The organism is Pseudomonas sp. H9, assembly GCF_004353925.1.
Taxonomy (GTDB): Bacteria; Pseudomonadota; Gammaproteobacteria; order Pseudomonadales; family Pseudomonadaceae; genus Aquipseudomonas.
The window spans coordinates 106060-120036 of the sequence record NZ_SMOK01000011.1 but is presented as its reverse complement, the minus strand read 5'-3'; the positions used below and the strand labels follow the sequence as shown (position 1 = coordinate 120036).

General features: G+C 62.1%; 9 protein-coding genes. 3 read left to right on the top strand and 6 right to left on the bottom strand.

Going from position 1 to position 13977, the window contains the following annotated elements; genetic code table 11:
- Position 1: 1 nt before the first annotated feature.
- The 6 genes from E1573_RS08570 to E1573_RS08545 all read right to left on the bottom strand — a co-directional run bounded on the left by E1573_RS08570 (position 2) and on the right by E1573_RS08545 (position 8242).
- On the bottom strand, positions 2-595 hold the full coding sequence (locus tag E1573_RS08570; RefSeq protein ID WP_133212578.1) for a DUF2889 domain-containing protein: 594 nt from the start codon (positions 593-595) through the stop codon (positions 2-4).
- Between the two features lie 87 nt (positions 596-682).
- A complete protein-coding gene (locus tag E1573_RS08565; RefSeq protein WP_133212576.1) occupies positions 683-1870 on the bottom strand; it encodes a lipid-transfer protein in 1188 nt (395 codons plus the stop codon).
- A gap of 70 nt (positions 1871-1940) precedes the next feature.
- Positions 1941-3644, bottom strand: coding sequence for a GMC family oxidoreductase (locus tag E1573_RS08560; protein WP_133212574.1), 1704 nt, complete (start codon positions 3642-3644; stop codon positions 1941-1943).
- Positions 3645-3973: 329 nt separating this feature from the next.
- On the bottom strand, positions 3974-5557 hold the full coding sequence (locus E1573_RS08555; protein ID WP_133212572.1) for an arylsulfatase: 1584 nt from the start codon (positions 5555-5557) through the stop codon (positions 3974-3976).
- Positions 5558-5707: 150 nt separating this feature from the next.
- The gene (locus E1573_RS08550) at positions 5708-6793 is read right to left on the bottom strand and encodes a Zn-dependent alcohol dehydrogenase (protein WP_133212570.1); all 1086 of its coding nucleotides are present in this window, start codon (positions 6791-6793) and stop codon (positions 5708-5710) included.
- Between the two features lie 36 nt (positions 6794-6829).
- Positions 6830-8242, bottom strand: a complete 1413-nt coding sequence (locus E1573_RS08545; protein WP_133212568.1) for a coniferyl aldehyde dehydrogenase — start codon at positions 8240-8242, stop codon at positions 6830-6832.
- A gap of 587 nt (positions 8243-8829) precedes the next feature.
- Between E1573_RS08545 and E1573_RS08540 the strand changes: the two genes are divergently transcribed.
- Genes E1573_RS08540 through E1573_RS08530 form a run of 3 tightly spaced genes read left to right on the top strand, consistent with a single transcriptional unit; the run spans position 8830 to position 13974 of the window.
- Positions 8830-10437: an ABC transporter transmembrane domain-containing protein gene (locus E1573_RS08540; RefSeq protein WP_133212566.1), complete on the top strand. Its 1608-nt coding sequence runs from the start codon at positions 8830-8832 to the stop codon at positions 10435-10437.
- The gene (locus tag E1573_RS08535) at positions 10430-12631 is read left to right on the top strand and encodes an ATP-binding cassette domain-containing protein (RefSeq protein WP_133212564.1); all 2202 of its coding nucleotides are present in this window, start codon (positions 10430-10432) and stop codon (positions 12629-12631) included. The genes E1573_RS08540 and E1573_RS08535 overlap by 8 nt, the downstream gene beginning before the upstream one ends.
- A complete protein-coding gene (locus tag E1573_RS08530; protein WP_133212562.1) occupies positions 12628-13974 on the top strand; it encodes an HlyD family type I secretion periplasmic adaptor subunit in 1347 nt (448 codons plus the stop codon). The genes E1573_RS08535 and E1573_RS08530 overlap by 4 nt, the downstream gene beginning before the upstream one ends.
- The last annotated feature ends 3 nt before the right edge of the window (positions 13975-13977 follow it).

Below are 13977 nucleotides of genomic sequence, written 5' to 3'. Positions count from 1 at the left end.
CTCATTGGTCATGCGATCGCTTGGCGATCAGGTTCTCCTCTTGCCAGCGCTGATCAAGGGCCTGCGCCGCTTCGCCTTCAGGGTGGAAGGTGTGGCAGGTGCCGATGAAAAAAGGCTGCGCCGGGTCGAATCCGGGTTCACGTGCCGCCCGTTCGAGCTCGGCCTGGCGGCGCAGTCCGGAAGCGGTCTGGAACAGTGTGGTGGCCATCGGGCCAAGCAATTCGGTCAGGTGGGTACAACCACGCACCCCGCCGACCCGCAAGTTGACCTGCCGGGTGAAGCCTGGGCCGATCCGCAGCCCGACCAATGCCTGGTAGGCTGGCGTAATCTGGTTGCAACCGGACAGCGGCGCGGCTTCAGTCACCGCCTTGACCTCGCGGATCACGAAATCCAGGTCCACTGTCAGCCGCAGGTGCATCAGGTGACAGGGCTCACCGGCGGGAATCATGCGTTCCACCGACTGATGGTCGTTGGCTTTGGTGTCCAGCAAACGCCCTTCGATGTCGATCAGGCCGTCGTCGCGCAGGTAACCGGTACAGCTAACCTGCCGGGTGTGCAGCTGCCTGCGAGCGTGTGTGGGAGGTATCTCGTTCATGTCGCCAGACTCGCAAATGTCAGGGGAGAAACCGGCCTTGAGCCGGCCCGCAAGGACCGTCCCAAGGGCCGGCAGTGAGTACCCGGTTCAGCCACGGCCGTAGAGGGTAACCACGCAAGCACCGCCCAGCCCCAGGTTGTGCTGCAAGGCCAGGCTGACATCCGGGACCTGGGTGCCGCCGGCGCTGCCACGCAGTTGGCGGGTCAGCTCAAAGCACTGGGCAAGGCCTGTGGCGCCCAACGGGTGGCCCTTGGACAGCAGGCCGCCGGAGGGGTTGGTGACCACACGGCCGCCATAGGTGTTGTTGCCATCGCGCACGAACTGCTCTGCCCCACCGACCGGGCACAGGCCGAGGGATTCATAGGTCAGCAGCTCATTGTGGGCAAAGCAGTCATGCAGCTCGACCACACGAATGTCCTGCGGACCGACACCAGCCTTCTCATAGACCTCGGCAGCGGCGCGCTGGGCCATGTCGAACCCCACCGCCTGAATCATCGACGGCGGCTCGTAGGCGACCACGGCGTCGGTGGTCAGCGACTGGGCGAGGATTACTACATCGCTGCGCAAACCGTGCTTCTTGGCGAACGCTTCAGAGCAGATGATCGCTGCGGCCGCACCACAGGTGGGCGGGCAGGCCATCAGGCGAGTCATCACCCCCGGCCACATGACTTTGTCGTTCATCACGTCTTCGGTGCTGACCACGTTACGGAACACCGCCAGCGGGTTGTTCGCGGCGTGGCGGCTGGCCTTGGCGCGAATCGCAGCGAAGGTTTCCATCTGCGTGCCGTACTTGTGCATGTGCTCGCGACCGGCACCGCCGAACATCTTCAGCGCCATCGGTACGCCTTCGGCATCGGCGCACAGCTCGTCGGTAACGGCCCAGCACTTGCCCATCACCGCAGGCCGGTCATTCCAGACACTGCCCAGGGCGCCTGGCTGCATCTGCTCGAAGCCCAGCGCCAACGCGCACTCAACCGCACCACTTTCCACGGCCTGGCGCGCCAGCCACAGTGCCGTTGAACCGGTGGAGCAGTTGTTGTTGACGTTAACCACCGGGATGCCGGACAGGCCGACTTCATAGAGCGCCGACTGCCCGCAGGTGGAGTCGCCGTACACATAACCAACGTAGGCCTGCTGCACCAGGCGATAGTCCAGGCCGGCATCGCGCAGCGCCATTCGGGTCGCCTCGGCACCCATCTCGATGTAGCTGGCACTGGCGCCCGGCTTGGTGAAGGGAAGCATGCCGACGCCGGCAACACAGGTTTTCTGCGACATTTCAATCTCCAGGAAAGATGCCGCGCGAGGTGCCGCGCGGCGATCGAACAAAGGTTGGGTATACAGCTGCTCAGGCGGTGAGCGAGCCTTGAGCCTGGCCAGCACTGGCCGCCAGGTTGCTACTGGCTGCCGCACGAATCAGGTCGGCGGCCTTCTCGCCGATCATGATCGACGGCGCGTTGGTGTTTCCGCCCACCAGCGTTGGCATGATCGAGGCGTCCACCACCCGTAGCCCCTCGACACCCCGTACGCGCAGTTGCGGGTCGACGACTGAAGCGGCGTCGGCGCCCATCCGGCAGGTGCCTACCGGGTGGAACACGTTGTCCACGTGTTCCACGATCAGCTCGCGGATGCGTGCATCATCGGCCTCGCTCGCGTCGAACTTCAGGTCTTCGAAATGCAGGACCTTGCCGCCAAAGCGCTTCAGCGCCTGCTGATCGAGAATGCGCTTGACCAGATGCACGCCCTTGATCATGACCTGCATGTCGCGCTCATCAGACAGCAGGCGGAAGTCGATCACGGGCGCATCACACATATCGCTCGACGCCAGGCGTACTTCGCCACGGCTGTGCGGGCGCAATACGCAGACATGCACTGCATAGCCGTGCGGCACGTACCCGCCCTTACGGCCGTGCTCCTCGGCAGAGGCCATGACGAAATGCAATTGCACATCAGGGTCAGCCAGCGTCGGGTCTGTCTTCAGGAAGGCGCCCGCCTCGGTGAACGAACGGGTGAACATACCCGTGCGCTTGCGTCGGAACTTGGAGAGTTCCCACAAACAGCGCAACACGCCGGCCGGCGAGGTGCCCATCAGGTCAGTGCTGAAGGTGCGCCGATGCAGGAGCATGTCGGCATGTTCCTGCAGGTTCTGCCCCACTTCGGGCGCATCCACCAGGGTTTCGATGCCGTGCGCGGCCAGTTGCTTGGCCGGGCCGATGCCCGACACCATCAGCAACTGCGGCGAAGTGAACACGCCGGCGCTGACAATCACTTCACGGCGCGCGCGCAGGGCCACTTCCTTGCCGTCACGCAGAGCCAGCACGCCCACCGCGCGCTTGCCTTCGAACAGAATGCGCAACGCCTGAGTCGCGGTCAGCACGCTGAGGTTGTCGCGCCCGCCGTTCACCCCTTTGCGCTCGGCCTCGCCCTGGTGCAGGTAGGCACGCGCCACGCCCCAGCGCTCACCATTGCGCTGGGTGACTTGGAAATAGCCGGCACCTTCCTGCCGCACACCGTTGAAGTCGTGGTTGTAGGGGTGCCCGGCCTCGGCTGCGGCCTCAATGAAATGACGCGCAAACGAACACGGCGAGCGCGGATCGGTGACATGCAGCGGGCCGTTGCCACCGTGCAGTGGATCGTCGTCGCGACCGGCGGCGCGCTCGTTGCACTCGGCCCGGCGAAAGTACGGCAGTACCTCGTTCCAGCTCCAGCCCTGGCACCCCAGCGCCGCCCAACCGTCGTAGTCCGAAGGCGTACCACGAATGTAGATCATGCCGTTGATGCTGGAGCTGCCGCCCAGGCCACGGCCTCGCGGAATGTAACTGCGGCGCCCGCCCAGCGACGGTTGCGGCACGCTCTGGTAGGCGTAGTTGCAGGCATGGGCATGCGGAATCGTCAGGGCACAGCCGATCGGTACATTCACCAGCGGGGTGAGGTTGTTGCCGCCGCTTTCCAGCAACGCAACGCTGTCCATGCCGCTGTCGGCCAGCCTCCCCGCCACCGCGCAGCCGGCTGAGCCGGCACCGATGACAATGTAGTCGTAGACGTTCTGCATACGCTTTTCCTGTTGTTGTAATGGCGTCCGAGGGCGCTGCCTTGAGAGGACAGGCAGGCCAATCTGTCGTGCATTCGAAAGTAGGCAAAAGGGGGCGCGCTGCCACCTCCCCGAAGTGGGGTGTTCAGTCAGGCGCAAAGCGCTATCGAAGAGGAAAAATAAAACGCCACGTCAGGGACGTAATTGCCCAACCAGGGAGGTCGTAGAAGGTTCCGGCACGCCGGCTATCGCAGCGTCGGTAAAATTGAAGGCGTTGGTTGCGCCGCTGACAGGCCTGTTGGCCGCGTCAGGTATGTAAACGGGGGCGCATTCGCGCCCCCGATCCAAGGTTAATTTGCAGGCGCGGGTGATGCAGGCTTCTGCACGCTCATCATCATTTTCTTCACCGCCAGGCTCTGGTAGTTGATGTTACCGGCATTCAGGCTCACCCCCTCCTGGAACGGGTACTCACCCAGCGTACCGAGGAAGGCCTTGATCTTGGCCTGGATTGGCACCAACAGCCATGCCTGGTCGGCGGCCCAGCGCCTGGCCATCGGCGATTCCTTGCGTGCGGTCTGGAAGGGGTCGGCCTTAAGGTTGGTGAGGGCCGGCACGTTGCTGACCGTGCGCACCGCAGTGCTGAAGTCACCGTCCATGTTGGCCAAGCTCAGGCGCCAGTCCTTCCAACGGATGGCGTCGAGGTCGCCGCCCATGCTGAAGTAGAAGTACTCCTCACGCGGGCTGTCTTTGGCCTCGCCCTTGAAGAACGGCAGGAAGCTATACCCGTCCAGATGCACACGGTATTGCTTGCCATTGAGCTCAGTGCCCTTGGCCAGGTCGGCCACCAGGTTCGGCGCACCCGCAGCGGCGGCAAGCGTCGGCATCCAGTCGTTGTGGGCAATCAGTTTGTTGGAGTGAGTCCCGGGCTCGAGCACCTTCGGCCACTTCACCAGCAGCGGTACGCGATGCCCACCTTCATTGGAGGTACCCTTCTCGCCCTTGAACGGCGAGGTGCCGCCATCCGGCCAACTGAACTTCTGCGCGCCGTTGTCGGTGGTGTAGATCACGATCGTGTTGTCGGCGATCCCCAGATCATCGAGCTTTTTCAATAACTGGCCCACCTGGCCGTCATGCTCAACCATACCGTCGGGGTACAGGCCGATGCCGGTCTTGCCCTCGGATTCCTTCTTCAGGTGAGTCCAGATGTGCATGCGGGTCGCGTTGAACCAGACAAAAAAGGGTTTGTCAGCCTTGTGCGCCTTGTCGATGAAATTCTCGGTGGCCTGCACCAGTTCATCATCGATAGTCTCCATGCGCTTGCGCGTCAGGGGGCCTGTGTCTTCGATCCTGCCGTCGGCGTATGAGTGAATCACACCGCGCGGACCGTACTTTTTGCGGAACTCCGGGTCTTTGGGGTAGTAGTACGTCTCCGGTTCCTCTTCGGCGTTCATGTGATACAGATTGCCGAAAAACTCATCGAAGCCATGGTTGGTTGGCAGGTGTTTGTCGCGGTCGCCCAGGTGATTCTTGCCAAACTGGCCGGTGGTATAGCCTTGCTGCTTCATGACGTCGCCGATGGTCGGCGCCCAATCCGGTATGCCGTGTTCGGAGCCCGGCATGCCAACGGTCAACAGACCGGTACGGAACGGGTGCTGGCCCAGGGCAAACGCCGAGCGACCTGCGGTGCACGACTGTTCTCCATAGGCGTGGGTAAACAGCACGCCTTCTTTGGCAATGCGGTCAATGCTTGGCGTTTCATAGCCCATCATGCCCTGGTTGTAAGCACTGATATTGAACATGCCAATGTCATCACCAAAGATGACCAGCACGTTGGGTTTGTCTGCGGCAGAACTGCCTAGTGATACGACCAGCAGCACGCTTGCGAGGGTGAAATTGCGTAGTCGCTTGAAAGGTACTCCCCATGATGAGGTCATGACGTTCTCTCCCTTATTCTTATTTGAAGCGCTGCGGCGCACCTGGCCGTCCTGAACGATGTCGCTGCAGGCCTGCACCCGCCGCGCAAGCGGCGAGCCGGGTCAATGAGGTGCTGCAACACCTGGAATTTGCCGATAACCTGACCGCGCTTATTGGTCGAAGATAATGACCGAGCGTGCCAGCTCGCCCCGGCGCAGTTCGTCGAAGGCATCGTTGATTTGTTCCAGCTTGATGCGCTGCGAGATCATTTCGTCGAGCTTGAGTCGGCCCTGCAGGTAGAAGTCGGTCAGGCGCGGCAGGTCTACCGGGAAGCGGTTGGAGCCCATGAACGAACCCTGTATGCGTCGTTCGTGAAGCATCGCCAGTGGGTCGAGCTCAAGCTTTACACCGGGCTTGATCATGCCGATCACGGTGGCGGTACCGCCGCGTGCAAGCATGCCGAAGGCCTGTTCAGCGGTTTGCTTGAGGCCGATGCATTCGAACGCGTGATGCACGCCTCCACGGGTCAACTCCAGCACTTGCGCCACGGCACTGCCATCTTTGGCATTGACCACATCGGTCGCGCCGAACTGTTTGGCAAGCTCCAGTTTCGAATCGAGCATGTCGATGGCGATGATTCGCCCGGCACCGGCCAGTGCCGCGCCGTTGATGGTGGCCAGGCCAATACCACCGCAGCCGATCACCGCCACGGTTTCACCCGGACGCACCTTGGCCGTGTTGAACACCGCACCGGTGCCGGTGGTGACTGCACAACCGAGCAGAGCCGCCCGGTCGAGCGGCATGTCGCGACGAATCGAGACCAGGGCGTTCTCGTGCACCAGCATCTGTTCGGCATAGGCCGACAAATTGATGAACTGCGTCATCGGCTTTTGTACGTAGGTCAGGCGTGACTCTTCATCGACACGGCGCTTGGTGTCGGGGGACACGCACAACGACAGGTGCCCGGTAACGCAATGCTCGCAGTGGCCGCAATAAGCTGACAGGCAGGTCACCACATGATCGCCCGGCTTGACCGTGCGTACGTCGGCACCTACCTGCTCGACGATGCCGGACGCTTCGTGCCCGAGCACCACTGGCAACGGGTGCGGGTAGGCGCCATCGACAAAGTGCAGATCAGAGTGGCAAACGCCCACCGCAACGGTGCGCACCAGCACTTCTCTTGGCCCAGGCTTGCTGATGCCGACTTCTTCGATGGTCAGCGGCGATCCAGGGGCGTGCAAAACGGCAGCTTTCATAGTGTTACTCTCTTCATAAGGAATACGTTGCGGGTCTCAGCGTTTGATCATCGATCCGACAAACTGGCGCGCCTGTTCGCTGTACGGAGGGCGCATCGCGTCTGGCCCATCGGCAGCGCGCAGTACCGATTTGCCGTGGCTGAAGGTGCGGAAACCGTCAATGCCGTGGTAGCAGCCCATACCACTGTTGCCGACGCCACCGAATGGCAGGGTCTCGACTCCACCGTGGCGCAACACGTCATTGAGCGTCACGCCGCCAGAGGTGGTGCGATTGAGTACGAAGGACTCTTCATCGGCATCGCTGCCGAAGTAGTACAGGCCCAGCGGACGCGGGCGCGAATTGATGTAGCTGACCACTTCGGCAAAGGATTTGTAGGTTTTGAACGGCAACAGCGGGCCGAAGATTTCATCCTGCATGACCTGCAACTCATCACCGGGATTGCGCAACAAGGTCGGCACCATTTTGTGGTGCGGCTGGCCATCGAAATTCTCGCCAGCTGGGTTCAACTCGATCAACTCGATGCCTGCATCGCGGGCCTCATTCAGGTACCCGTGCAAGCGCTCAAAGTGGCGGCTGTTGATTACCGAGGTGTAATCCGGGTTGTCGAGCAAGGTCGGGAACAGCGTGGCAACCACCTCCCGGGCCGCCGCGACGAACGCTTCTTGCTGCTCTTCGGGCACGAGCACATAGTCCGGTGCCAGGCAAATCTGCCCGGCATTGTGCAGCTTGCCGGTCATGATTTTGCTGACGGCAGCCTTCATGTCCGCCGTGCGCGAAATGATGGTTGGCGACTTGCCCCCAAGCTCCAGGGTAACCGGCACCAGGTTCTCGGCCGCAGCCCGCATGACCTGTTTGCCGATGCTGCTGGAACCGGTAAACAACAGATGGTCGAACGGTTGCTGGCAGAATGCGTGGCCGATATCCGCACCGCCGGTGATGATCGCGACTTCGTCCTCGGCATACACTTCGCGGAACATCCGCGCCAGCAACGCGGAGGTTTTCGGGTTGTATTCCGAGACTTTGATCATCACCCGGTTGCCCGCGGCCAAGGCACCCGCCAGGCCGTTAAAGACCATGTTGCCCGGAAAGTTCCAGGCTGTGAGAATGCCTACTACGCCCAGCGGCTGATACTGCACCCAAGCCTCTCCACGCTCGCTGGCCCTCAGCTCCGGCTGCATCCATTCGGCGATTTTGGCCTTGGTGTACTTCAAGGATGCCAATGGCCCCAGCACATCCAGCATGCGCGTGAAGTCTTGGCTGCGATGCCCGAAGTCTGCCGACAGGGCTTCGATGATTTCATCCTGGTAATCGACCAGCAGACCGATGGCCCGGTCAATCAATTCACAGCGTTGCTCGGCCGTCCAGGGCTCACCGCTCAGGCAGGCGGCACGTTGCTTGTCCAGGATCACACGAATATTGGCGACATTGAGGTTTTCGTTGGCACTCATGGTGTTTGGCCTTCCATGCAGGGGTGGGCGGTCGGAGCGCTGCCAATCCGCTGTCGGCCCTAAGCACTGAAAGTGCTCGAAGCATGAGTCGGATGGCGCTCATGACAGGCGATACTAGGAAGCGCCGCACCAGCGCGACGACCGCCAAAGGTAGGATGCATGGAGGGTTTTGAAGGTAGTTCCAACGAACCAGCCCAGGGAGCAGTTGTCCAGGATGTATCGTCAAGGGTGCATGAGGGCCATAAAACCGCGCAGTAAACTAAAAACCCTTCTTGGGCGCCGGTAGCCAGTTCTGCTTTTGCTGCTGTGTGCGTGGGTACGAGGCCCAGCACCGCGATCAAGCCTGCGCGGGCGCGGCGCAGCCAATCGGTGTCCCGGTAGCCGATGTCGGTGGCCAGCGACCAGCCGTTCATTGGCACACCCATACCCTTAGCCATCCACCGCCTTACTTCATGTTTTCCTACAAGCAACTCACCTCCGACCTACAGCCTGAATTTGCCGGGTAGCGCTACCTTTGCTCCATACCGAAGTACCTCCACGAACGTCGAGCCAAGGCTTTGCGGTCGTGATTCAGGAGAGGACTCATTGTGAGTAGCCAAACCGCCCCCAGCATTAGCATTCGGCGCTGGGACATCATTACCGTGTCGCTGGTCATTCATCTGCTGGCACTGGCCCTGCCGCTGGCCCTGCTGCAAATTTACGACCGTATTCTGCCGAGCCAGTCGAGTGGCACCGCGCTGTGGCTGTTGCTCGGCGTTGGTGTTGCCATCGCCCTGGAGGCACTCCTGCGCTATGGCCGTACGGCACTCTTTGCCTACATTGGCGCTCGCTACGAACATGAGGCCAGCTCGCGCATCTTCGAGCGCCTGCTGCAAGCTGACATCGTTGAAATCGAACACCGCGGTGTTGCCCGCGTGGTTGAGGGGCTGCGCGCCGTAAGCCAACTGCGCGATCTGCGGTCGGGCAACGCCGCAGTCGCGCTCTACGAGATTCCCTTCGTTTTCGTCTACCTGGCGCTGATCGCCTACATCGGTGGCTGGCTGGCAGTGATTCCCTGCGTGCTGTTCGCCGTCGCACTGGGGCTGGCGCTGCTGGTCAAGCGTTCGACCGAAACCAACCTGACACGGGTGGAGGCCGCAGACCACGCACGCCGTGAATTGCTCTGGGCGTCCTTCGCCGGGCTGGCCGAGGTTAAGTCACGCGCCGCAGAACCAGGCCTTGGGCGGCTTTACGCGAGCCTCAACGGGCGCTACATGGCCGCCAGCGCACAGCTCGAACACTGCAACGCCTGGGTTCGCGAGAACGCGGCCCTGCTGGGGCAACTGTCCACGGTACTGGTGGTGATCTTCGGTGCCCTGCAGGTGCTCGATGGCCACCTCAGTACCGGCGCGCTGTCCGCCTGCACCCTCCTTGCAGGCCGCTCGATTGCTCCGGTCATGGCGGGCTTGGGTTACTTGTCACAGTTGGCCCAAGCGCAGGAGGCACAACGCAAGGTGCGTGACCTGCTGAGCCTGCCCGCGCTGGGCGCGCCGCAGCCACAGTTTCCCGTTACCCAAAGCATTAAACATCCGCGCATCGAGGTGAACTTCGTTGGCGCCAGTGAAGAGAGAATTGTCATTGAACCCGGCGAGTTGGTCTGGCTGGACTGTGCCGACGCCACCAACGCGTCCGACCTGTTGGCGCAGATCGCTGGCAACAGCCAGAGCGCTGGTTTGCGGGTACAAATTGATGGGCAACCGATCGGCCAATACCCGCACACCGAAGTACGCGCAGCCATCAGCCTTGTGCCACGCCACCCGGCAGTGGTGCCGGGCTCGATTCTTAACAACCTGACCTTCTTCGACCCCCGTTTCAGCGCACCGGCCCGCGAGCTTAGCGAGGCGTTGGGCCTGATGCCGCACCTGGGCCGCTTGCGTAATGGGGTACTCAGCGAAATTGGCAGCCTCGGCGCCGAGCCGCTGGATGAAGGGATCTATCAACGCATCGCGCTGATCCGGGCGCTGGTTCGTAAACCCAAGGTGTTGTTGCTTGATTATGCCGACAGCGGCCTGGATCTGGATGGCCAAAAGCGCCTGGCCGCGGTGCTGCAAAGCTTGCGCGGGCACACCACCGTACTGGTCGCCAGTGCCAAGCGCCCGCTGATCGAAGCCTGCGACCGGCACATCGCCATTGACCGGAGTGTGTCCCATGAATAGCCCATTCGATCCACGCTCGGCCTTGTCACCGGTACAACGCTACTGGTCAGAAGACGCCAGGATGCAGCGCATTGCCGACAGCCTGGGCAACGCCAGGCTGCAGGCCTCTCCCCTTGCGCGCAGCCTACCGACGCTGCTGGTCGCGCTGGACTGGTTTGGCGCGCCGCGCCTGCTGGCACCCAGCCTGCCGCCGGAAGGTGAAGCGTTTACTGAAAACGACCTGCGCGCCTTACTTGATGACATCGGTTTTCATCTGGTACGCATTTCTTCCAAGGAACGCGAGCGTGCCCTGGATCAACTGCCCAGCGGCAGCCTGGCACTGAATGGCGAACGCTGCTCGGTTTACCTCGGCCGCCACGATGGCCTGGACTGGTGGCACGACGGCGTGCAGCCGCGCAGCGACTGGCAACCGCCTGCAACCGATGATTTGTTGCGTGTACAGCGCGACCTCGACCACAGCCATATCGATGCGCCACAACCAGACTGGCTCCCCCGCCTGTTTGGTAAAGCACACCGCGAACTGGCCGGGGTGCTGCTGATCAGCCTGATCGTCAACCTGCTGGCCTTGGCCGTCTCCCTGTTCACCATGGTGGTCTACAACACGGTGATCCCCAGCGGTGCCACCGACACCCTGTGGGCGCTGGCGTGCGCTGCGGGTATTGCGGTTGTCGCCGGTTGGCTGCTACGGGTGGGCCGCAGCGTCGCGCTAGCCCGGCTCGGCGCCTGGGCCGGTGCCAACATTGGCCCTGCGGTGCTGCGCAAGACCCTGGGGCTGCCGGTCGAGGTGTCGGGGCGTCTGGGCGTCAACAACAACCTCAACCGCATGCGTTCACTGGAAAGCCTGCGCCAGTATGTCGGTGGTGCCGGCACGGCCGCGCTGATCGACTACCCGTTCGTGGTGATCTTTCTTGCCACTATCGCCCTACTCGGTGGCTGGATCGTTCTGGTGCCAATTGCCGGGCTACTGCTGTATCTACTCGCAGCCAAACTGCTGCGGCCCATCGCCCAACGTCAAACCAGCGCGTCGGCGCGCGCCGCCAATCAGCTGACAGAGGCATTTGCCAGTGGTGTGCGCCGCCTGCGCGCCCTGCAGGGCGTCAATGGCAGTCATCACTGGTTGCAACGGCTGCGCGACTTGTCGGTACAAGCGGCCAAGACCAATCGCGACCTGGTACTGACCCAGGCACTGACACACAGCGTCGGCCACGCATTGGGCATGCTCACGGTGCTGGCCACCATGGCCGGAGGTATCGCCTTGGTGATCGGCGGCGGCATGAGCACCGGCGGGTTGATCGCCGCGATGATGCTGATCTGGCGGGTAACCGGTCCGGCCCAGCAGTTTTTCGCTTTCAGCCTGCGTTTGCAGCAACTGCAAGACGCCCGGTTGCAACTGGACCGTTTGATGTTGTCGACCGGTGAGTTGCAAGACCCTCAGGTCACCTTGCCAGTCGAACCCCTGCCTCCCCGCATCGGTGCCGAGCGCCTGTTCTATCGGCATGCCAGCGACCGGGAACCTGCACTGAACAACATCAGCTTCCAGGCCGAACCCGGCCAGCTCATCGCTGTGGTCGGCCCGAACGGGGCAGGCAAAAGTACCCTGCTGCAGTGCCTGGCCGGTATACGCTGCGCCCAGAGTGGTCGGGTATCGCTCGACGGTCGTGACATCCGTCAGTTCAATCCCTGCGATTACCGGACCTGGGTTGGCTTTCAGATGCAGTCCGAAGACAACCTGCCGCTGAGCATCCGCCAGTCATTGCTTCTGAGCCATCCCTTCGCCAGTCAGAGCCAGATCTACCAGACCCTGACACGGGTGGCAGGTGAAAACTGGTGGCGCTTGCTCGGCTGCGAAAGTGTCGCCCAGGCGCTGGACCTGCGGCTTGACCCCTGGCGCGATGATCCGCGCTCACTGCGGATACGCCACATTGTCGGCCTCACTGATGCATTGCTCGGCACCCCTGCGCTGGTACTGCTCGACGATCCTCTGCGCGATGGCGACCCGCTGCTGGACGGCTCGCTCAAGCAGGTAATTGGCGAACTGCATGGCAAATCCACCGTGCTGATCGCCACCCATCGCCCATCGCTGATCCGGATGGCAGACGCCATTCTCGTCCTCGACCAAGGCAACCTGGTGCATTTCGGCCCGGTGGTACGGCCCGAAGAGTGCCCGGCAGCCATTCAGGAGCCACAGTCATGAACACGAGCAAACCGCTCGACATCGTCTCCATCACCGGCGCAGCCGACAGCCGTGGCAGCGCCAACATCGCCAGCCTGTTGCAGGAGGGACACACCTCGCACTACCTGCGCCGGTTGTTGCTGGGCATTGTGGCGCTGGTGCTACTGCTCTTGCTCTGGTCGTTGATCGCGCAAGTCGACGAATTGGCCAAGGCACGGGGTGATCTGCAGCCGGTGGGCCGGGTACAGTCGGTGCAATCCGAGGAAGGCGGTACGCTGAGCGAGCTTTATGTCCGCACCTACCAGCATGTCAACGTCGGGCAGCCAATCGCCCGCTTTACCGCGCCTGACCTTACCAAGCAGCGCGCTCAGGCCCAGGTCAAGCGCGCCGCACTGCAAATCGACCTGGAACGCTGGGGGGCGATTGTCGACAGCCGCGAACCTGACTTCTCGGCCTATTCCCAATACCCGGAATTGATCGAGGCGGCAAAAAAACTGCATCAACAGCAGTCGACGCTGTTCCAGGCCAAAGTCAATACCAAGCAGACCGCACTGGAGCAGCAAAAAGCCGCACTGGCGGGGGCGCGCAGCGAATTGTCCGGTGCCCGCCAACAGGCCAACTTAGCGCAGGACGTGTTGAAACGTTACCGCGAAGGCCTGGCACGCCACGTGATTTCTGCGGTTAGAGTGGCCGAAGTCGAGGAGCATGCAACCGAAGTCAGTCGTAACCTGACCCAACTACAGACCCGCATCCAGGCCCTGGAAAAGGCCGTTGACCAAGCTTCGGCTGAACTGGTCGCAGCGCGCAGCGAACCGCTTGAGACGGCACGCGCACAGCGCAGTGAAATCCTGTTGAAAGTGCACGAACTGGATGCCGAACTGCAGGCCCTGCAAACCCGCCATGGCCAGAGCGAGCTGCGTGCGCCAATCGCCGGCTTCATTCACAGCCTGCCCGATACGCGAGTGGGCGCGGTTATCCCACCCGGCGGTACGGTTGCCGAAATCGTGCCCAGCGCCGGTGGGGTGTTGATGGAAGCCAGGGTTTCACCACGCGACATCGGCTACGTCCATTCAGGCCAGCTGGCCCGGGTGAAAATCGATGCCTACGACTACAGCCGCTTCGGCTCGGTCGAGGCGAAAGTCACCCACGTCTCGCCTTCCGCCTTCCGTGAAGAGCGCAGTGGTGAGGCCTACTACAAAGTCGACCTGCAACTCGCCCAGGCTCATGTCGGCGATAACGAAAAACGCTTGTTGATCCCTGGCATGACCGGCGAAGTGGACATTGTCACCGGGCAGAAATCTGTCTTCCAGTACCTGGCCAAACCGGTCTTTACCAGCACCGAATCCGCTTTCCACGAACGCTGACAG